Genomic DNA, 20,148 nt, shown 5'->3' with positions numbered 1-20,148 from the left:
TTTGCTCATAATTTGTGAGGTAAATGCTACTATTCATTAAGAGTAATGTTCGTACTGCCAAAGGATTGGGAATCGTATGTGATGATTATTGTTCCTTTACTAATCGGTTCGTATAGTAATTCTTCTTCATAACTACCATTATTTTCATTATGGATAGACAGCGTGATTTCATCAATTCCTTTATTTGTATATTGATTTTTAATCGTTTCAGCAATTTGAAGTAGAGTTTCGTAACTAGGAGCTTCCGTAATAAGCATTCCTTTTATAACTTTTTTTTCATTATTTGTGGAATTGGAATAAAGGATGTTGTTTTGTTTCGTATACAAAAGTGTGTATGGAACTGTTTTTCTCTCTGCTTTTGAAATAGTGGAATATTTTAGAGTTAAAAAAAATCCTACACATAAAATAATGCATATCATAAGAGCAATCCAAATGCGTATCGGTGACATAACTCTCATTTTTCATCCCTCTTTCATATCTTTGACTTCATTATTTATCATACAAAATGAGGATTAAGATAGAGTAAATTTGAGGTAAAGAAACGTAAAGAAGGAGCACTTATCCTCCCAAACAAGTGCTCCTTTTTATTAAAAGAGAGATTTAATAGTCAATCAAAATCACATCTATTACTTATAAATGTGCTTAGTCCTCCCAAAATATTTTCGGAAATTGTGGTTAGTAAATTCGGAAGACAGATAGTGTCGCAGTTGTATCGCCCGCAGGTCCTTGTTGAGCCCCTTGAGCACCAGTAGTCCCCGTAGTTCCTCCGCCTAGGCAACCAGATCCATATTGAACTAGAATAGCTTGACCAAGAGTTTGAAGAAGTCTAACAAATTCTGTGAGTTCTGACTTAGGGATGTTAATATGGCTACATGCTCTTACTTCGCAACAATCATTACCATAAAATACTTTTCCTTTATTTTTATTGTTCATCTTTTCATTCTTTTCTTTCATAGAATCATTAGTCATTACTATATATTAAAATGAAATTTATACTAAATTCGTGATGGACAAACTACCATTTCTAAAAAAATAAGAAATTGGCCCACCTAGAAAGAAATAAGTAAGATATAGAGAAAGGTTTATATAATGTAAAGAAGAAAAGTGCAACATAAAAAACTACATGCTAATTGTTGGGAGTGTTTAACAATTGGCATGTAGTTCGTGCATTAGTCCTTTATTTACATTGATTTAATTTTTCAAGGGTTGTTTTAGGTAAGATTGGAATAGAAATAGTGAAAGTTGTACCGTTTGAAGCACTAGTCATTTTGAGCGTGCCGTTATGATTTTGGATGATTTTTTTTGTTACTGACAAGCCTAGTCCTGTTCCCGAATCCTTCGTTGAGAAGAATGGATCAAAGATATATTCTTGAATAGCTGGAGGAATACCAATTCCATTATCTGTGAAAGTAATCCGAACGAAGTTATCAAGGCGATAACTAGTAATTTGAATAGAAAGAGGTTTGTCGCCTTGAGCATCGACGGCATTTTGAAATAGATTTAAAAACACTTGAACAAGTTCATGTCGATCAATATTGACTAAAATATCATCTAATTCATTAGAGAAGTTATAATCAATTGAAATATTATGCAAGGAAACTTCACTAACTAGTAACTGTTGAATATAGTCACGTAAAAATGTATTAATGGGAAACGGTTCTCTTGTAAATTCCCGTGTTTTTGAAATGGCTAAAAATTTTGTAATAATATTATTTGCACGATCTAATTCAGGGATAAGCAAATTTTTAAATAACTCTTTATTTGATGGAGAAACGCTTTCTTGTAAAAATTGTAAGTATCCTCGTACTGTTGTAAGAGGATTTCGTACTTCGTGTGCAATTCCAGCTGCGATTCGCCCTGCTAACGAAAACTTCTCTGCATCACGTTCTGTATTTAAATAATGAAAGACACTAATAACCCTAAAAATCTCCCCGTTATAATCGCGAATAATTCGGTTATTTATAATGCCATAGTTTTTGTCTAAAACTTCTTCATTATATATTTCTGTTCCCGTTTTTAATGTTTCAATCGCTTTAATTTTTTCTTCCGGCAAGTTTAGTAATTGTTGAATCGGTTTTCCGATAATATCATTTCGTATTACACCGAAATCATCTGCAGCAACTTGATTACATAAAGTAATATTCCCTTTACTATCGACAAAGGTTACATGATGTGAAAAGGCATCAAAAATATGTACAAAGTGTTTTTCGAGTTGTTCAAATAAAAATAATGAATCACAAGTAAGTTGAAAATGAGCCTCTTTATTCTCTTTTGGTATTTCTTGAATGGAATGGGTTGTTCTAGTTTTCTTTATTCGTAAACCAATATGTGGATTTTTGTATGTGAAATGATGTGGTAATTGATTCACAAGTTCTTCATAAAAACGTACTTTATTTTCTAGTTCTTCAATTCGTTTTTCATGAGATACAGTAGCATCGTTTGGAAGCATAAATAAATAACCCCTCATTTTAAAAATTCTTCCATATAGTATATCATATTTTTATAAGGATACTCTTAAAGAAAAGGCTACATGATGCAAAGTGTTTGGAAAGTGAATAGAAGATGAAGTTAAAAAGGGAGGGGTATATGTGCTGTTTATTGGAGTGACAGGATGGGGAGATCATGATTCTTTATACATAAATCCCTATGAAAATAGAAATAAATTACGAACATACAGCGAGTATTTTCCTATAGTAGAAGTGGATAGCTCATTTTATGCGATGCAACCTGCACGAAACTATACAAAATGGGCAATGGAAACACCGAAAGATTTTTCTTTTATCGTAAAAGCATATCAAGGAATGACAGGACATATGAAAGGTGAAATTCCTTTTTCTACGTTCGATGAGATGTTTGATGTATATAAACAATCTATTCTTCCTTTAATTGAAGCTGGTAAATTAAAAACGATTTTATTTCAATATCCACCATGGTTTGATTGTAAAAAGAAAAATGTAGATTTTCTCCGATATACAAAAGAAAAAATGGAAGGTTTGCCGTGTGCGATAGAATTTCGAAATCAAACATGGTTTTATCCAAAAATGAGAGATAAGACGTTACAGTTCCTAGAGCTGGAGAAATGGATTCATACAATTTGTGATGAGCCACAGGCAGGGATGGGTTCAGTACCGCTTGTATTAGAAGTAACGAATGCAGAGATGGTGTTAATACGTTTTCATGGCCGGAATGTTCATGGCTGGCTTGATAAAGGGGAAAATTGGAGAGCGGTGCGTTGCTTATATCGCTACAACAATAAAGAATTAGAAGAATGGGTAGAAAGACTAGAACAATTAAAAAAGAAGACAAAGGACATATACGTACTATTTAACAATAATTCGGGCGGCGATGCAGCAGATAATGCGAAACAGCTTATGAAAATGATGAACATTACATATGGTGAGCCGAAGCCGGAGCAATTAAATTTTTTTGAATGATAATAAACAAGAAAGGCACTGTACAAACAGGGGGAATGTACAGTGCCTTTCTATATGAAAAAGAGGGGTAACAATGTTACTGAGCGTTTGGTTGATTCATCAATTGTTGGCTTCATAATAAATGATAATGGTTATCATTATCATTGTCAATAGTTTTTCTAAAAATATATAAAAAACTTTGTATATTTTAAATAGAGATAAAAAAAGAACAGCATTAATGCTGTTCTTTTCCGTTGACGAATTGTTGTAAATCAAAAGGAGTTATCGCCTGGATAAATTCTTTTGAGATAAGTGTTTGAACGAGAGTGCTCTCAGAGATAGAAGCACCTGTTTTCTTTTCATAAGCTTGTTTTAATAAATCAAGTTTTTCAGCCGTTTCTTTTGGTAATTCAATTGTAAGTGTGTTCATAATTTCTCCCCCTTATTATTAGAGTACCACTACAGTATAGGAGAGACAAGAAAAGAGAATATGAAATATAAAAAAGGTTACCAAATTTTCAAATGGTAACCTTTTTTATGTATAAGAGTTATTAAGCAATACCGATATACTTTAAAGTTTTTGATGGAGTACTGTGATCAAAGAAGTGTTGTAAAAATGCGATATCAACACCTGATTTGTATGCACAATAACCCCAAGTTTTTCGAAGTGTATGTGAGCTAATCCCTTCTAATCCAACTTCTTTTGCAGCTTTGTTTAAAATGTACCATGCATGTTGTCTCGTAATAGATTTTGTTCCTTTTTGAGATTTTAACAATGGTTCATTACGTTTCCAAGTTTTACGTTCTTTCATGTAGTCTTCGATTGCGTGCTGTAAGTCTTCATTTACAGCAAACCATTTATGTTTCTTCACTTTTTCATTGTAAAATAAAATGGAATGGCGAACATTTTCATTTTCATCGATTACATCACTAACTTTTAATTGTAAGATTTCACTTACTTTTAAGCCAGAATTTACAGCTAATACGAATAATAAGCCATCACGTTTCGAAGATTGTAAAAGTATATTTTTGATAGTTTCTAATTGTTTTTCATTTTGAATAGGTTGTCCTGCTTGTTTCATTTCACGCACTCTCCTCTTTTATATGTGTAAAGGAAAGGATTAACTTGTTTCTTACTATAAAGGGAGAGTGTGAATTTCATGTGAACTCCTAGTGAAATTAAGACAAATTATTTGACTTCTTTTACTTTTTGTAAATTGAAATAGAATACAACACTGTTAGTCGTATTATACACACCATACTCGGCATGATGGAGGTCTAAAATGTTTTTTACAATAGATAATCCGAGACCGGTACCTCCAGTGTGACGGCTACGCGATGCATCTAGACGATAGAAGCGATCCCAAATTTTTTCAAGACTTTCTTCAGGGATAGGGTTTCCTGTATTCTCGATTTCGACTTTTACGGTATCTTCTGCTTCTATAATGGAGACTTGTATTTTTTCTCCCTCTGGCGTATAACGGATTGCATTACTTAGTAAGTTCACAACTACTTGCTCAATGCGACTGCGATTTGCTTTAACAAGTATAGAAGAGTCTGCATCGATGTTCACTTGTAAATGTTTTTCTTCCATGCTAAATAATAATTTTGTGTAGACTTGTTGCGTTAATTCACCGATTGAGAACGTCGTCATATCTAGTTTGTAAGTACCAGATTCCAACTTTGCTAATTCTAACATTTCAACAATCAGCCTGTTCATATTTTCTGTTTCTTCTAAAATAACATCAGTATAATACGAAGTATCCTTACTAACACCATCTTTAATTCCTTCTGCAAAACTTCTAATTACACTTAGCGGTGTTTTTAATTCGTGTGATACGCCAGAAATGAATTCTTTTCTTGTTTTTTCTAATTGACGTTCACGTTCAATATCTTGTTGTAACTTTGTATTAGCAACATTTAATCGATCGATTCGATCTTTTAAATTTACAGATAATGTATTGATACTGCCAGAAAGCCCGCCAATTTCATCGTCAGCTGTAACAGGTAATTTCTCGCTGAAATCAAAATTAGCCATTTTTTTTGTAACACGATTTATTTTAATTAATGGCTTAACAATGATTTTTGAGTAGTAGAAGGATAACAAAATAATTACGAGAAACACGATGATTAAGGCATAGACATAATAATCTTTTAAAACGAGCATCGCTTCATTAACAGGCTGCAAAGATGCTATCGCAAAAGTGTATTCTGTAATCCTTCCATTTTCTATAATCGGTTTTACAAAGATACTATTTTTTATATTTTCTCCGCCATCTAATATGAAAGTACTTAATTGGTTCGAGTTAGAAGTTCCCTCTCTAATCATATCTGCAAAATATTGAACGGCTTGTAATGTTTCAATATCATTTGCAAGACGAACCTCCGCTTTGGATGGGAGCTGTAACTTAGTTATAACACCTGTAAAGACAATTCGAGTTGTAGATTTGTATCGGCTTGCAAGTCTGTTCTTAGAAGGGTTACCATTAATTGACTGAAAATCCGAATAGAAATGTTCGTTCTGCCATTGATTATAATTCGTTCCTAATTTTTGTGGTGTGATTATATTATTCTCTTGTACGACTCCATCAACATTGATTATTACATCTTTTTTTAAACCTAAATTTTCGAATTTATTATATTCTTCTGGTGTTAAAAGATTATTAAGTGGAATAGAATACTGTTTATTATTGTTGGGATTAAATACATCGATATAGTAATTGTTATCACTTTTAATAATACCGTTAGAATCCAAAAACTGCATATCGGCATTTGTTTTATCATGAAATTCTTGTTTTAATTTTCTAACCTGCTCATAACTTTTATCACTTTTATCATAATTATCTACGAATTTTTCAAAAGCAGTTTGGACTGTTTTTACTTTCTTATTAATATAAAATTTCTCTAAAAATAGAGATTGTCCTAGGAAAAAAAGTAGGAATATGATTGTAAATAAAGTGGATGTTAATAAAAATAGTTTAAAGACGATACTTCTGTTTTTCACTGCGTCACCTCTTATGAGAAATACTGTAAATGATTTCTTTATCCCGCTTTAACGGGCAATAAGACTCCCACTTCAAAATTCGGCGAATACAAGGGAGTTAGGCGGGAGATCAATTGCCCGTAAAATCCGATTGGTTCAACTAATAATCAATGGGGGATGGAAAAAACCTCCACTGATTAAAGTTTCACTTCATTATAACAAACGTTACAAGAAAGTAGAGGGGAGAAATCTGTCTCTTTATAAAGTAGTTATTTATAAAAAGTCACATAAAAAGAACTCGCCAGACGTATGACAAGTTCTTTAGTGTAATTATTGTTGAATTGCTGCATCTAAAGCGATTTCAATCATTTCGTTAAATGTAGTTTGACGCTCTTCAGATGTTGTTTCTTCGCCAGTGAAGATGTGATCGCTAACTGTTAATACAGATAATGCATTTACACCGTATTTCGCTGCTAATGTGTAAAGAGCAGTTGTTTCCATTTCTACTGCTAATACACCGTAATCTCCAAGTTTTTTAACCATGTCCATGCTTTCACGATAAAACACATCTGCTGTTAAAACGTTACCGACACGAACGTGTAATCCTTTTTCAGTTCCAGCATCATAAGCTTTCTTTAAAAGGTCAAAGTTTGCAGCTGGTGCAAAATCAAATCCTGGGAATGTTAAACGGTTCATATTAGAATCAGTACAAGCCGTCATTGCGATAATAACATCACGAACTTTTACATCTTTTTGAATTGCACCGCAAGTTCCAACGCGAATTAAATTTTTAACTCCGTAGCTTTGGATTAATTCGTTTACATAAATAGAAATAGAAGGAACACCCATACCTGTACCTTGAACAGATACACGTTTTCCTTTATAAGTTCCAGTGAAACCTAACATACCACGCACATTATTATAGCAAGTAACGTCCTCTAGAAATGTTTCAGCGATATATTTTGCACGTAATGGATCACCAGGTAATAGAATAGATTCAGCGATTTCGCCTTGTTTTGCTTCGATATGTACACTCATAAAAAAGTCCTCCTTATAATGTATTGATAGAAATCAATATCATTTGCATTATACACTACGAATCCTTTCAATTAAAATCTTTTTATTATTTGTAATATGTACAAAATAGGAGGATTTCATAAATCATAATCTAGAATATATATCTTAAGAAGTTTTGTATGAATAGAGACAATAAAAATGGTAGGTGATGTTTTGAAAAATCTTGTCATTGGGCTTATTGCGTTAGTACTTATTGTGGCAGGAGGATTTTACATAAAAAAATATCAAGAAAACGAAGAGACTGTAGGAGATGTTCAGGAAGTAAAGTGGGATGTTTCAAATGGAAAGGGAAATGAGAAAGTAGATATTGTATTTCAGTTGTTAAACAACAAGAATAATGAAATTCGTGGTGTAAATGATCAAATGCGGGCAGTGATTGTAGATGGACAGTTAAAAAACATACAACAAATTAAACCCACATTTGCAGGGAACGGGTCATATAAGTTATCTTCCAAAATAGCGAAAGACGAAGAATATACAATATTTTTATACGAAGACAAAAATAAGTCCGTAGAGTCATTCGCTAGGAAGAATTTTGGTAGAACGAAAGAGGAGAACAATAAGAAAAAAGTGAAATTTCCAATCGACAGTGTACTTACAAAAAAAATAGGAGAGTATGAAGTTTCTCTTTTATTTGGCGCATTACATCCGAATGAACCAGTTACGTTAACATTTCAGTTTCAAGCGAAAAAGGGTGAAAAATTGAAATTGCATTCAGAGAGAGGAGAAGTAGAGTCACTCTATATAGTGGATGAAACGAAGGAGAATTTTTTATACGCTATGCCTGTAGATACGGATGAGCAATTACAATACCGAATTACATTTCCTGCCGAGGGCACGTATAAAATGTGGGGGAATTTCTATATAAATGGTAAGAAGTATGAAAAAGAATTTATTGTACAAGTTCAAAAAAGAAAAAACAGCTAAGAATTTAGCTGTTTTTTCTTTTTCCTATTAATTTTGTTACAGAGAGCATTGTAATTGGTAAAGAATGATTCTTCCTAAATGCTAAATATTTACCGCTCCATGCTGGTTTATATTTTTCTTTAAAATGTCGTAATCCGCTGAAACTATACGTATAACGAACGTTATTAAAGATTGCAGCAGCCACTCGTTCAGACCAGAAAGACTGTGTGGATAAACCAACATTTGAAAGTGGTGCCATACCGATATTAAAGGAGTGGTATTCATTTTCTTTTGCCCACTGGAATAAGTGGATGAAAATTGCGTCCATAATGCCGCTAGGCGCATCTGGATAATATCGCATTAAATCGACAGATAATGATCCGTTTTGATATACAGGCATGAATGTTGTGAATGCAATAATTTTTCCATCCGCATCAGATAATGTTGCGATAGGAGCGCGACTAATATATTCACGATCGAAGTATCCGAGTGAAAAACCTTTCTCTTTTTTTCCACCAAGCCATGCATCTGAAACTTTTCTTAACTCTTCATATAATTCGTCGGAGAAAGGTGGCTCATGAATAGAGAATGTATAGCCTTCTCTTTCAAAACGGTTGAAAGTAGCTCGCATGCCAGCGCGTTTCTTTCCTGTTATTGTAAAGGTATTTAAATCAACAACAGCTTCTTCACCAAGCTTAAAGAAGTTATAACCAAAATCGTGGTATAAACTCATCCATTTACTTTCAATTTGATAGAATACACAAATGTATCCAAATCGATCAGCCTCAGCTAAAAACTCTTGCAATACAGTACGATAGGAGGAAGGGTCCCCAATTGGATCACCTAGTACAATAAGCCGTTTTCCAGTTATTGAGAAGAGAATGAGTGCTTTTCCATCACTACTGAAAAAGAACTGTTTATCTCCTAAAAAACCTAAATGACTAAGCACATTTCCACCATGTTCATCTAAGAAGTTTTGTAATCGTTTATCATTAGCTGGTTGCCCAGGAAATTCATTTCGATAACGATTTGCAATGAGTGAACCAATTAGTAAAAAAGTAGGAACAAAAAAGGCAGCTGCTAATGCACTTCGTTTCACTTGTGTAATATTACGAACGACAAAATCAGGTTTGAAAGCTTCTTTTGCACCTGCAAATAAAATACCTAAGTTTTTATATAAATATAACGTTACAAGTAGGAATATAAAAACTTTTACGATATCGGAAAGTGAGACTTCCATTTTCTCACGTACAAACCTTTTACGAAGCATATACAATACAGCGAGTACGATTAATAAAATAAAAGTTTCTTCAACATCAATTCCTTTTAGTGTGTTAAAAATAGCAGCTCCAATTAAAGAAACAATCGTCATATAATAAGAACGTTTTGTTCCGTAATATATCCCCCGCGAAAGAATGAGGAGGAGAATACCGAATGTTAGGGATAAGCTAAAAGAAAATTGAATAAGATGTTTTGGAGCTAGAATATGTAAGGCGTGTGCCCGATTTATACTTGTCGGTAGAATGGTTGATAAAATAACCATTAAGCCAGCAAATACTGTTAAAGCAGCAGATGCCCAAGAACCTAACTTTCCTAGAAAGTCACGCTGCAAAGTCCATATAACACCAGTTGTCTCTAATGCAGGCGCAATAAAAGGTTTATCTTCAAACTTTTTAATGGCTACTCCTGTCATTTCAAAAGCTGCAAAAATGAGACCAAGGCAGAAGGGCAAGATGTAATAGACGAGACGATATAATAACATAGCAGGGAGTAAAACACCTGTATCGATACCGTATTGCCCAAGCCCAGTTAAGAAGACAAGATCAAATGATCCAAGGCCACCAGGAACAAGGCTAACGACACCAGCTAAAGCAGCAATAACATATACGCCTAAAAACTTTTGGAATTCGATTTCAATGCCAAATAATAGTAATATGACGTACATAACAATACCAGCAGATACCCATTCGACTAATGAAACTAATGAGTATAAAACAGTTGGGTTTTTCTCCTCTTCTTCTTGTTCCTCTGTTTGCGTCGCTTTTCTATTTTTTAATTTAGAAAATCCGATATATATAGGGACGAAAAGAGCGAAGAAGATAAGAACAGGCCATAGCCATGGTTTTTCATGCAAAATAAATCTCGTGTCTAATATTCCGATAAGACCAAGAAATGAAAGAATGGCTAATCCATTAATAAAGGCAGTTGTCATCCAAGCGATACTTTTAATAAGTTTTCCATTTTCTTTTATATATGGACGATAAAGCATTGTGCGTACGCCGGCTCCAACAAGACCACCAAACCCGATAAATCCATTTAAAGTATTAGCAATCCACGAGATACGGAAAATCTTTTGGACAGGAATATCAGCTTTTAAGTAACGAAGCATAACATAGTCATAAAAGAACATTGTTGATACAGCGAATGCACCAAGTGTAATTGCTAAAAAGACTCCTCCAGTTGGAATGTTTTTAATTGTATCAATCGCTTCTAAAAAAGAAATGCCCGCTAATTCTTTTTTTGCTTGAAAGAATACAATTGTTAATACAACAAATGGGAAGATAATTTTCCCGATTTGTAAGAAACGTTTCCATGAAAACGACATAAATACAACTCTCCTTGTATAAGAAAACTGAGACAATAATATTATTATGACAAACTTCAAGAAAAATAAAAAGGTAATTTCCTGTATAGGGGAGCTATTTTTTATATAGGTATATTTAAAAGAATATTTCGTTTATCAGAAAATTAAGTTAGAATAAGGTGAAAGAAGGGTGAGGGGGGAGTATATGATTATAAAAGGTTACGTAGGATATGAGTTAGAAAAAGAGAAACCTAATACATCAGAGGATTTTTTTAACAGATCTGAAGTGACATATATATTAAATGGTAAAGAGAAAACTTTTTCGGTTTTATACGTTCGATATTTTGAAGAAGTTTTACAAGAAATTACTCCTTTTGAAGGAAATCCAGTGTATAAAGTAGAAGAACAAAACATATATTTGCGCGATATTGTAGCGATATGTTGTTTAATGAAAGATAAGGAGCTTCGTGCGCAAAAACGTTTGTATTTAAATAATATGGAAGAATTTCAACAATATTTTGATGAGGGAACGGTGTCGAAAGTACAAGAAATATTGGCTGAATTACATAAAAATAAAAGAGTAGAAATAGCGTGAAATGGCAAAGGAGAGAGAAAAAATGTCTAATTTGATGGTTGAAAATCAAACAGAACAAGTTTCTATATTTTTAGAAGATGCTATTAATTTGATAACCAATTATGTAAATTATCATACGTTACCTTCTTTATTAGAGGAAACACCAGCAGGGAATGAGCGATATTATAAAGGGTTATTAGCATCAATGAGACGACTTCTCGTTTTTTGCGAAGAAGGACAGGATGCATGTTTTGTTTTGTTGAATAGCCAGCCATTTCGAAAAACAGCAGCTGAAAAAATTTTATATAAGATTTACCATCAAGTAATTGCAGAGTTTTTTTCACCGAAGAGTGATCATTGGTATGAAAATAGTCGGTCTGCATATACAGGGAAAAATTCTATCGTTTTTCAACAAACACCACCTGCATCTTTAGAGCAAGTGATGAAGAGTTTAGAAGGTAAATTTCAATTGATGCGTGAAGAACTAGAATATTATGAGACGGATTATCAGACAAAGATGTTACACAAATATTGATTGAGGAAAAGAAGCTAAGGTGACTTAGCTTCTTTTCCTTTTGTACAGTTATATAAGGGATTTTCATTGAATATAGTTAAGTGGATAGCATTAGGGAGGTGCAACATGAATCAGCAAGGTGTATTTACAGATTACTTTCATGAAGTAGAAAATTGGTGTGAAAGTGTTCTTCACGTATTAGATAGTCGCGCAATGGAAGTGTATGATGTCCATATGCTTGCTTATAAAATTCAGACGTTATTAGAGCGTATGAAAGAGCATGAGTATGAAACAGATGCAGAGTTTATGTATGAAATAAGCGATGATGTAGAACATATTCAGCATCACTTGCAGGAAGTATTTATGCAAGAAGAAGAGGAATATGAATTATATGAAAGAGGGGATAGTGAACGAGCTGTCCCAATTGGAGGACATACACTCCCGCCATTACCTTATCCATATAATGCGTTAGAACCGTATATTTCTAAAGAAATTATGATGTTACATCATGATAAACATCATCGGAGTTACGTGGAAGGATTAAATAAAGCAGAGAAGATGATGGAAGAAGCGAGAAAAACAAATAAATTTGATTTAATTAAGCATTGGGAAAGGGAAGCGGCTTTTCATGGGTCAGGTCATTACTTACACACGATATTTTGGAATAACATGAAAAAAGACGGTGGTGGAAGTCCAAGAGGAACTTTTTCACAACAAATTGAACAAGATTTTGGGAGCTTTTTACGTTTCCAAAAACATTTTACAGAAGCAGCCTCTAAAGTAGAAGGTTCAGGCTGGGCAATTCTCGTTTGGGTACCCCGGTCTGGAAGGTTAGAAATTTTGCAAAGTACACTTCATCAATTATTTACACAATGGGATACGATACCGCTCCTTGTACTAGATGTCTGGGAACATGCGTATTATTTACAATACCAAAATCGAAAAGATGAATATATTAAAAACTGGTGGAATGTTGTAAATTGGCCTGATGTAGAAAAAAGGTTTGAAACTGCGAAACAAATTGAATGGACACCATATTAGACGCAAATTCTCTGCGTCTTTTTTAATGGAAGTAGAAGGAAGATTTCGTTCATATTTTAAAAGGCCAAGCATACACTTGTACAAAAAGTGCCAAAAGGACGTGGGGGGAAATATGAGACGAATTTGTGTAATCATTACGCTTCTTATGATGTATGCAAGCGTTATGCCGATTCCTACATATGCAAAGATGAACAGCAATGTTAGTGCTCGAAATGCTGTATTAATGGAGCAACAGTCTGGTCGTGTATTATACGGAAAGGCAGAACATGAGCCTCAAAAAATTGCTAGTATAACAAAAATTATGACCGCCTTATTAGCTGCTGAATCAGGGAAGATGAAAGAAATGGTATCAGTTAGTAATGAAGCGGTGAGGGTGGAAGGATCGGCAATCTATTTAAAGCCTGGACAAAAAGTGAAGTTAGAAGATTTAGTATACGGACTCATGCTTAGATCTGGTAATGACGCAGCGCAAGTAATTGCTGAAAGTGTGGGTGGGAGTATAGATGGATTCGTATATTTAATGAATCAAAAAGCGAAAGAAATTGGAATGAAAGATACGCACTTCTCAAACCCTCATGGCTTAGATGGAGATGGATCACATTATTCGTCGGCTTACGATATGGCATTATTAACGAAATATGCAATGGGAAACGAGACATTTAAGAAAATCTTTGGAACCAAAACATATAAATCAGATTCTTGGGATTACCCATGGAAAAATAAACATAAGCTGGTAACGTCTTATTATGAATTTGCAACAGGGGGAAAAACAGGCTTTACGAAGAAAGCTGGGCGAACGCTTGTTACAACGGCATCAAAAGGTGGACTAGATTTAATTGTCGTAACTTTGAGTGCCTCTAGTGATTGGGATGATCATATGAATTTGTTTGATAAAGGTTTTGACCGTTTCAAACAAACGAAAGTTTTAGGACAAGGAGCAATTGCTGAAATAAATGAAAAGAAGTATGCCAACCATGTTTATACGAAAAATAGTTTTTCGGTACCGTTAACTGAAGAAGAAAAAAAGAACGTAGTATTAAAAGTTGAACTCGATAAAAGTACAAAACTTACGGATGGAGTAAAGGTTGGGAAGACAGACATTTATGTTGGTAATGAAAAAGTTGGAGAACGGAATTTATTTTATAGTAAACGAAAGTTAGTAGCTACAACGGGACTTTACTGGAATAATGTGAAAGAAATTTTTTCTTACATGATAGGTGTTGGGAACGATGGTTAATCTCGTATGGGTAGCGATGGCTGTCATTGGGATTGTATACGCCATGATAAATGGAACGATGGAAGAAGTGAATAAAGCTGTATTTGACGGAGCAAAAGATGCGGTAACGATTTGTATAGGACTTATTAGTGTTTTAGTATTTTGGCTCGGTTTAATGAAAATTGCAGAGGAAGCCGGATTGTTAAAAAAATTAGTTACACTTTTTATGCCGATAGTAAAAAGGTTGTTTCCAGAAATACCAAAGGATCATCCGTCTATGGGATTTATTCTATCAAATATGATGGCAAACTTTTTTGGTCTAGGTAATGCAGCGACCCCTCTTGGTATTAAAGCGATGGAACAACTGAAAGAGTTAAATGGAGGAAAGGATTCGGCGAGCCGTTCTATGGTGACGTTTCTAGCATTAAATACATCAGCTATTACATTAATTCCTACGACAGTCATTTCCATTCGAATGACGTATGAATCAGCGAATCCTACTGAAATTGTTGGGGTAACATTTATTGCACAAGTACTTTCTATGATTGGGGCAATTTGGATTGACCGCTATTTTTACCGAAGAAGGAGTAGAAAGGGGCGGAAAAAATGAGCATTGTAAATACAATTTCCTTATGGGTAATCCCTTGTGTAATTGGTTTTATCCTTTTATATGGCACAATAAAGAAAGTGCCGACGTATGAATCGTTCGTTGAGGGAGGAAAAGAAGGGATTCAAATTGCAATTTCCATCTTACCGTTTATGGTTGGAATGCTTGTGTCTATTTCTATATTCCGGTCTTCAGGTGCGTTAGATGCAATGATATCGGTAATGAAGCCAATGTTAGATTTGATCCATGTTCCAGCAGAAATTGTACCCTTAGCACTTATACGCCCTATTTCAGGATCTGCTGGTTTAAGTATTACGACCGATTTAATTGCAACATATGGGCCAGATTCGTTTATTGGGAGATTGGCTTCTACGATGCAAGGGAGCACAGATACGACTTTCTATATTTTAACTGTATATTTTGGAGCGGTTGGGATTAGAAAAATGGGGGATGCACTAAAAGTAGGGCTTTTTGCAGATTTAATCGGGATTATATGCTCAATTGTGTTCGTTTCTTTATTGTTTCAGTAATACTATTCATTTTTTACGCTATTTCGCTTATAATACGTATACGACCACTATTAAGGTGTAGCTTAATAGTGGTTTTTTTATGTGGTATTTTTGACAAAATGATGAACTTTTATTGTGAGAAATATGAAAAATATGGACAATAATAAAGGGTAAAAACATGATTTGACCTTTATATGTTTATTATCATCGCTATGTTGTTTAAGTAAGATGAAGCGAATAGCCGTAAAGCGTATGCGGTTGCCAAGTCTTTCTAATGTAAGGTAAGATAAATTCGAGGTGAAAAAAAGAAATGGAACGATTACAAAAAGTGATTGCGCAAGCAGGTATTGCATCGAGAAGAAAGGCTGAGGAATTAATTCAGCAAGGAAAAGTGAAAGTTAATGGAAAAATAGTGAAAGAGTTAGGGACAAAAGTAACTCCTCAAGATAAAGTAGAAGTAAATAATATCCCTCTTGAAAAAGAAGAACCTGTTTATTTTTTACTATATAAACCAACTGGCGTAATTTCAAGTGTATCAGACGATAAAGGAAGAAGTGTTGTAACGGACTTTTTCCCGGAAATTACACAACGTTTATTCCCAATCGGACGCTTAGATTATGATACGTCTGGCGTATTATTAATGACAAACGATGGGGACTTCGCAAACGTATTAATGCATCCTAGATATAAAGTTGAAAAAACATATGTTGCAAAAATAAAAGGGCCATTAACAGGTGAGAAAATTCGCATGTTAGAACGCGGTGTTACGTTAGAAGACGGTAAAACAGCACCAGCACGTGTGAAAATTATTTCTTGGGACAAGCGTAAAGAGATGGCTATTGTACAATTAACAATTCATGAAGGACGTAATCGTCAAGTACGTCGTATGTTTGAAGCGTTAGACTGTAAAGTAGTGAAATTAAAACGTGAACGTTATGCTTTCTTAGAAGTAGGAAGCCTGCGACCTGGTGATGCGAGAGAATTGACACCACATGAGGTGAAACAATTACGCGCGCTTGCTTCTACAAAGCCAAGATAAGCTATAGAGTTAAAAATTCACCAGTGGAGTGCTCTGCTGGTGATTTATTCAATACAACATTTACAGAAGATAATACATAACACTTGCCGAGGAGAGGAGAGGTAATATGAAGAAAAATCGCTTATTATTTCGCGTTATTATTCTACTCATTTTATGTGGTGCTGTAGGATTTACCCTTTATCAAGGATTCTTTGCTAATAAAGAGAAAATGCAAATCGGAAAAGAAGCACCTAACTTTATTGTGACGGATTTAGAAGGAAAGAAAATTGAACTAAAAGATTTAAAGGGAAAAGGTGTATTTTTAAACTTTTGGGGCACGTGGTGTAAACCTTGTGAAAAAGAAATGCCTTATATGAATGAATTATATCCAAAGTATAAAGAAAAAGGCGTTGAAATCATAGCGTTAGATGCAGATGAAACGGATATTGCAGTAAAGAACTTTGTGAACCAATATGGTTTGAAATTCCCAGTTGCCATTGATAAAGGACAAAAGATTATAGGAACATATGGAGTAGGTCCTTTACCGACAAGCTTTTTGATTGATAAAGATGGAAAAGTAGTGGAGCAAATTATAGGGGAACAAACGAAAGAACAGTTAGAAGGGTATTTAAAGAAAATTACTCCGTAATAAAGAAAGCCTTTACATAAGGGGTGCGTGTTTATAGTGCCTCTGGTTTAAAAATTCTGAGTATTGCGGTAACTTGAGGTTAGAATATACAATAGTACATATAGATACAGGGGCGGTGAGAGTGTTGAAAGAAATTAAATGTGAATGTGGACATGTTAATCCGATAGGAACCGTTTTTTGTGAAGCTTGCGGGAAACCATTTGAAAGCAATGAAAATGCAAAACTATTGGATATGCGCTATGAGGGGAGTGCACGGAGATCTCTCACGCAGACAAAAACGATAGTCGATAAAATTTGGAGCTTTTTCTCTTCTGTAAAAGTAGGTGTATGGCTAATCGTAATAACTTTAGCTGCATCAGCGATAGGAACTATTTTTCCGCAAGAAATGTACATAACTCCAGGTATTGCACCAGCTGAATATTATAAACAAGAATACGGATTTTTAGGACAATTATACTATCAATTAGGGTTTAATAATTTATACGGTTCATGGTGGTATATGATTTTGATTGCTTCTATCGGTATTTCACTTGTGATATGTAGTTTAGACCGCGTTATTCCACTTTATAAAGCTTTAAAAAAGCAAGGCGTAAAAAGACATCCTAGTTTTTTAAAGAGACAGAGATTATATGGGACTGGTACACCGCAAGAAGGTGACCTGGAAAGAGTGCAAGAGAATTTAAAGAAAAGAAACTATAACGTGAAAGTGGAAGACGGAAACGTTTTAGCAGAAAAGGGACGCTTCTCGCGTTGGGGTCCATATGTAAATCATATCGGTCTTATTATCTTTTTATTCGGTGCGATGCTTCGTTTTTTACCGAGTATGTACGTAGACGAAGCACTTTGGTTACGTGACGGTGAAACGAAAGAAATACCAGGGACGGATGGACAATACTACTTAAAAAACGAGAAATTTATAAAAGAAGTTTATGATAAAAGTAAGGACAAGGAAGTTTTTGATGAAGCGATTGATCGTGTAGGCGATAAAATGATTGCGAAAAACTTCCAAACGAATGCCGTATTATATAAAGCGGTAGGAGAAAATATAGCAGGACAAAAACCGAAATTAGAAAAAGTAAAAGAAGCGGAAATTCGAGTGAATGAACCACTGAAATTTGATCAATTTGCAGTGTATCAAGTTTCTTATAAAGAAAGTGAATTTAAAAGTATGTCCTTTAACTTGCAAAATAAAGAAAATAATCAAAAGTGGGGACCAATTAAAGTAGATTTAACGAATCCTAAGGAAAAATATGATTTAGGAAATGGTTATTCTCTAGAACTATTAAGCTATTTTCCTGATTTTTATTTTGATGAGAATGGAAAACCAAATACAAAAACGAAATTACCAAACAATCCTGCATTTGTATTTAAAATGTTTACACCTGAAACACCAGATGGTGAAGTGAGTTTTGTTGGTATTCAGCAAAATATAGAACCAGATGGAAACAACAAATATAAAATGTCGTTTGCAGGTGTTGAAATGCAAAATGCAACAGCACTTACTGTAAGAAAAGATTTAACGCTTTGGATTCTCGGCATTGGAGGATTTATATTTATGGTTGGTGTCATTCAAGGTATGTATTGGAATCATCGCCGTATTTGGATACAACGTGTTAATGATGAATGGTGGATTGCAGGGCATACAAATAAAAATTGGTTCGGTTTAAAGAAAGATATTGAAAGAGTAATAGAAGGTACAGCAATTCCACAGCCAAATGATAAAGTAATTGATAAAAAAATTAGTTAAGGTGGGGAAACGATATGGTGCAAATAAGTAGTAACTTTCTCTTTACCGCATTTATTTTATATTTAATTGCGACTCTATTTTTTGGGGGAGCCATTAAAGAAAAGGGTCATAAATGGGCAAATGTAGGAATAACGATTACAATTTTAGGGTTTATAGCACAAACAGTATATTTTGTTACAAGGTGGATTGCATCAGGGCATGCGCCAGTTAGTAACTTTTTTGAATTCGGTACATTTTTCGGCATGATGCTTGTAGGAGCATTTATTGTTATGTATTTTATGTACCGTGTAAGCATAATCGGACTATTTGCATTACCAGTTGCGCTTTTATTAATTGCCTATGCAAGTATGTTTCCGAGGGAAATATCTCCGCTTATTCCATCTTTAAAAAGTAATTGGTTACATATTCACGTGACGACTGCAGCAGCAGGACAAGCCATTTTAGCGATTAGTTTTATTACAGGCGTTATGTATTTATTGAAAAATGTAGATCAATCGACGAGAAGTAAACGTACATTTTGGCTAGAGACGGTAGTATTTACACTTGTTTGTACAGTTGGATTTATTGGGGTAACAACGGTATTTTCTAGTATGAAATATGAAGCGAAGTTTCAATGGATTGACAAAAATGAACAGCAAGCGGAAATGAAGTACAATCTTCCGGCTTTAGTTGGACCGCATGAAGGGAAGTTACTGACAGAAAATAAATTAGAACCGGCAGTTGAAGTTCCAGCAATTGTAAATGCGAAAAAATTAAATACTGTTATTTGGTCAGTGTTAGTTGGAACATTACTGTATATTGTATTAAGACTTGTTTTACGGAAGCGAGTATCGGCGGCACTTCAGCCGTTAGTAAAGAATACGAATAGTGATCTACTAGATGAAATCGGATATCGATCTATTGCAATTGGATTCCCAGTGTTCACATTAGGAGCGTTAATTTTTGCGATGATTTGGGCTCAAATAGCGTGGACGCGCTTTTGGGGCTGGGATCCGAAAGAGGTTTGGGCACTTATAACGTGGCTCTTTTATGCTGCGGTACTACATTTACGATTATCTAAAGGGTGGCATGGAGAGAAATCAGCTTGGCTTGCAGTAATTGGTTTTGCAATCATTATGTTTAACTTTATTGTAGTAAACTTAATTATTGCCGGTTTACATTCATATGCATAGAGAAATAAAATAGGGGAGTGCATGTCACTTTCCTATTTTATTTTTGTCAACTTTTCTTCTTTTTTGAGAAAAACATGACAAAGTAGCGGTTGATTTTGTAAAATGATGTCGAGGACATTATATACTGTTCAAAAAAAA

At 34.3% G+C, this 20,148-nt stretch carries 20 protein-coding genes; 12 read left to right on the top strand and 8 right to left on the bottom strand.

The features are described 5' to 3' along the window. Positions 1 to 29: 29 nt before the first annotated feature. The 3 genes from DN404_RS08885 to DN404_RS08875 form a co-directional block, all read right to left on the bottom strand. A complete protein-coding gene (locus DN404_RS08885; RefSeq protein ID WP_006915455.1) occupies positions 30 to 458 on the bottom strand; it encodes a hypothetical protein in 429 nt (142 codons plus the stop codon). A gap of 217 nt (positions 459 to 675) precedes the next feature. After that, positions 676 to 954 carry a hypothetical protein gene (locus DN404_RS08880; protein WP_002023636.1) on the bottom strand — a complete coding sequence of 93 codons (279 nt, stop codon included), beginning with the start codon at positions 952 to 954 and terminating at the stop codon, positions 676 to 678. 223 nt (positions 955 to 1,177) lie between these two features. Continuing rightward, a complete protein-coding gene (locus DN404_RS08875) occupies positions 1,178 to 2,449 on the bottom strand; it encodes an ATP-binding protein (RefSeq protein ID WP_000937247.1) in 1,272 nt (423 codons plus the stop codon). Between the two features lie 139 nt (positions 2,450 to 2,588). Between DN404_RS08875 and DN404_RS08870 the strand changes: the two genes are divergently transcribed. Further along, a complete protein-coding gene (locus DN404_RS08870; RefSeq protein ID WP_006924471.1) occupies positions 2,589 to 3,434 on the top strand; it encodes a DUF72 domain-containing protein in 846 nt (281 codons plus the stop codon). Between the two features lie 214 nt (positions 3,435 to 3,648). Here the strand turns inward: DN404_RS08870 and DN404_RS08865 are convergent, their stop codons facing one another. From DN404_RS08865 to deoD, 4 genes are all read right to left on the bottom strand, one after another. Then, positions 3,649 to 3,843 (bottom strand): DUF3924 domain-containing protein, encoded by a 195-nt coding sequence (locus DN404_RS08865; RefSeq protein ID WP_001094860.1) that lies wholly within the window; start codon positions 3,841 to 3,843, stop codon positions 3,649 to 3,651. Between the two features lie 121 nt (positions 3,844 to 3,964). Then, positions 3,965 to 4,495, bottom strand: a complete 531-nt coding sequence (locus DN404_RS08860) for a tyrosine-type recombinase/integrase (RefSeq protein WP_000806236.1) — start codon at positions 4,493 to 4,495, stop codon at positions 3,965 to 3,967. Between the two features lie 107 nt (positions 4,496 to 4,602). Continuing rightward, on the bottom strand, positions 4,603 to 6,417 hold the full coding sequence (locus tag DN404_RS08855; protein ID WP_149214978.1) for a sensor histidine kinase: 1,815 nt from the start codon (positions 6,415 to 6,417) through the stop codon (positions 4,603 to 4,605). 309 nt (positions 6,418 to 6,726) lie between these two features. After that, positions 6,727 to 7,434: a purine-nucleoside phosphorylase gene (gene deoD / locus DN404_RS08845; protein WP_000110707.1), complete on the bottom strand. Its 708-nt coding sequence runs from the start codon at positions 7,432 to 7,434 to the stop codon at positions 6,727 to 6,729. A 177-nt stretch (positions 7,435 to 7,611) separates the two neighbouring features. On the opposite strand from deoD, the gene DN404_RS08840 reads away from it, so the two are divergent. Then, on the top strand, positions 7,612 to 8,400 hold the full coding sequence (locus DN404_RS08840) for a hypothetical protein (RefSeq protein WP_000232610.1): 789 nt from the start codon (positions 7,612 to 7,614) through the stop codon (positions 8,398 to 8,400). A gap of 4 nt (positions 8,401 to 8,404) precedes the next feature. Here DN404_RS08840 and mprF read toward each other — a convergent pair whose 3' ends face one another. After that, complete coding sequence (mprF, locus tag DN404_RS08835; RefSeq protein ID WP_000010848.1) at positions 8,405 to 10,984, bottom strand: bifunctional lysylphosphatidylglycerol flippase/synthetase MprF; 2,580 nt, start codon at positions 10,982 to 10,984, stop codon at positions 8,405 to 8,407. Positions 10,985 to 11,168: 184 nt separating this feature from the next. On the opposite strand from mprF, the gene DN404_RS08830 reads away from it, so the two are divergent. From DN404_RS08830 to resC, 10 genes are all read left to right on the top strand, one after another. Continuing rightward, positions 11,169 to 11,558 (top strand): hypothetical protein, encoded by a 390-nt coding sequence (locus DN404_RS08830; RefSeq protein ID WP_000584367.1) that lies wholly within the window; start codon positions 11,169 to 11,171, stop codon positions 11,556 to 11,558. A gap of 22 nt (positions 11,559 to 11,580) precedes the next feature. Further along, complete coding sequence (locus DN404_RS08825) at positions 11,581 to 12,072, top strand: YpuI family protein (RefSeq protein ID WP_000067557.1); 492 nt, start codon at positions 11,581 to 11,583, stop codon at positions 12,070 to 12,072. A 105-nt stretch (positions 12,073 to 12,177) separates the two neighbouring features. Then, on the top strand, positions 12,178 to 13,092 hold the full coding sequence (locus DN404_RS08820; protein WP_001075741.1) for a superoxide dismutase: 915 nt from the start codon (positions 12,178 to 12,180) through the stop codon (positions 13,090 to 13,092). A gap of 112 nt (positions 13,093 to 13,204) precedes the next feature. After that, a complete protein-coding gene (gene dacB / locus DN404_RS08815) occupies positions 13,205 to 14,329 on the top strand; it encodes a D-alanyl-D-alanine carboxypeptidase DacB (RefSeq protein ID WP_001252638.1) in 1,125 nt (374 codons plus the stop codon). After that, positions 14,322 to 14,918 (top strand): spore maturation protein SpmA, encoded by a 597-nt coding sequence (gene spmA, locus DN404_RS08810; RefSeq protein WP_000247811.1) that lies wholly within the window; start codon positions 14,322 to 14,324, stop codon positions 14,916 to 14,918. The genes dacB and spmA overlap by 8 nt, the downstream gene beginning before the upstream one ends. Continuing rightward, the gene (gene spmB, locus DN404_RS08805) at positions 14,915 to 15,445 is read left to right on the top strand and encodes a spore maturation protein SpmB (protein WP_000029514.1); all 531 of its coding nucleotides are present in this window, start codon (positions 14,915 to 14,917) and stop codon (positions 15,443 to 15,445) included. The genes spmA and spmB overlap by 4 nt, the downstream gene beginning before the upstream one ends. 289 nt (positions 15,446 to 15,734) lie before the next feature. Next, on the top strand, positions 15,735 to 16,463 hold the full coding sequence (gene rluB / locus DN404_RS08800) for a 23S rRNA pseudouridine(2605) synthase RluB (protein WP_000440556.1): 729 nt from the start codon (positions 15,735 to 15,737) through the stop codon (positions 16,461 to 16,463). A 106-nt stretch (positions 16,464 to 16,569) separates the two neighbouring features. Continuing rightward, positions 16,570 to 17,091, top strand: a complete 522-nt coding sequence (resA, locus tag DN404_RS08795) for a thiol-disulfide oxidoreductase ResA (RefSeq protein WP_000742192.1) — start codon at positions 16,570 to 16,572, stop codon at positions 17,089 to 17,091. Positions 17,092 to 17,212: 121 nt separating this feature from the next. Next, positions 17,213 to 18,838 (top strand): cytochrome c biogenesis protein ResB, encoded by a 1,626-nt coding sequence (gene resB / locus DN404_RS08790; protein ID WP_000910523.1) that lies wholly within the window; start codon positions 17,213 to 17,215, stop codon positions 18,836 to 18,838. Between the two features lie 14 nt (positions 18,839 to 18,852). Continuing rightward, positions 18,853 to 20,010: a cytochrome c biogenesis protein ResC gene (gene resC, locus DN404_RS08785; RefSeq protein WP_000250079.1), complete on the top strand. Its 1,158-nt coding sequence runs from the start codon at positions 18,853 to 18,855 to the stop codon at positions 20,008 to 20,010. Positions 20,011 to 20,148: the final 138 nt, after the last annotated feature.

Origin of the sequence: Bacillus sp. TE8-1 (genome assembly GCF_008368855.1) — a bacterium.
GTDB lineage: Bacteria > Bacillota > Bacilli > Bacillales > Bacillaceae_G > Bacillus_A > Bacillus_A cereus.
Note: the sequence above shows the minus strand (reverse complement) of the source record. Positions and strands in the feature narration are given on the sequence as shown.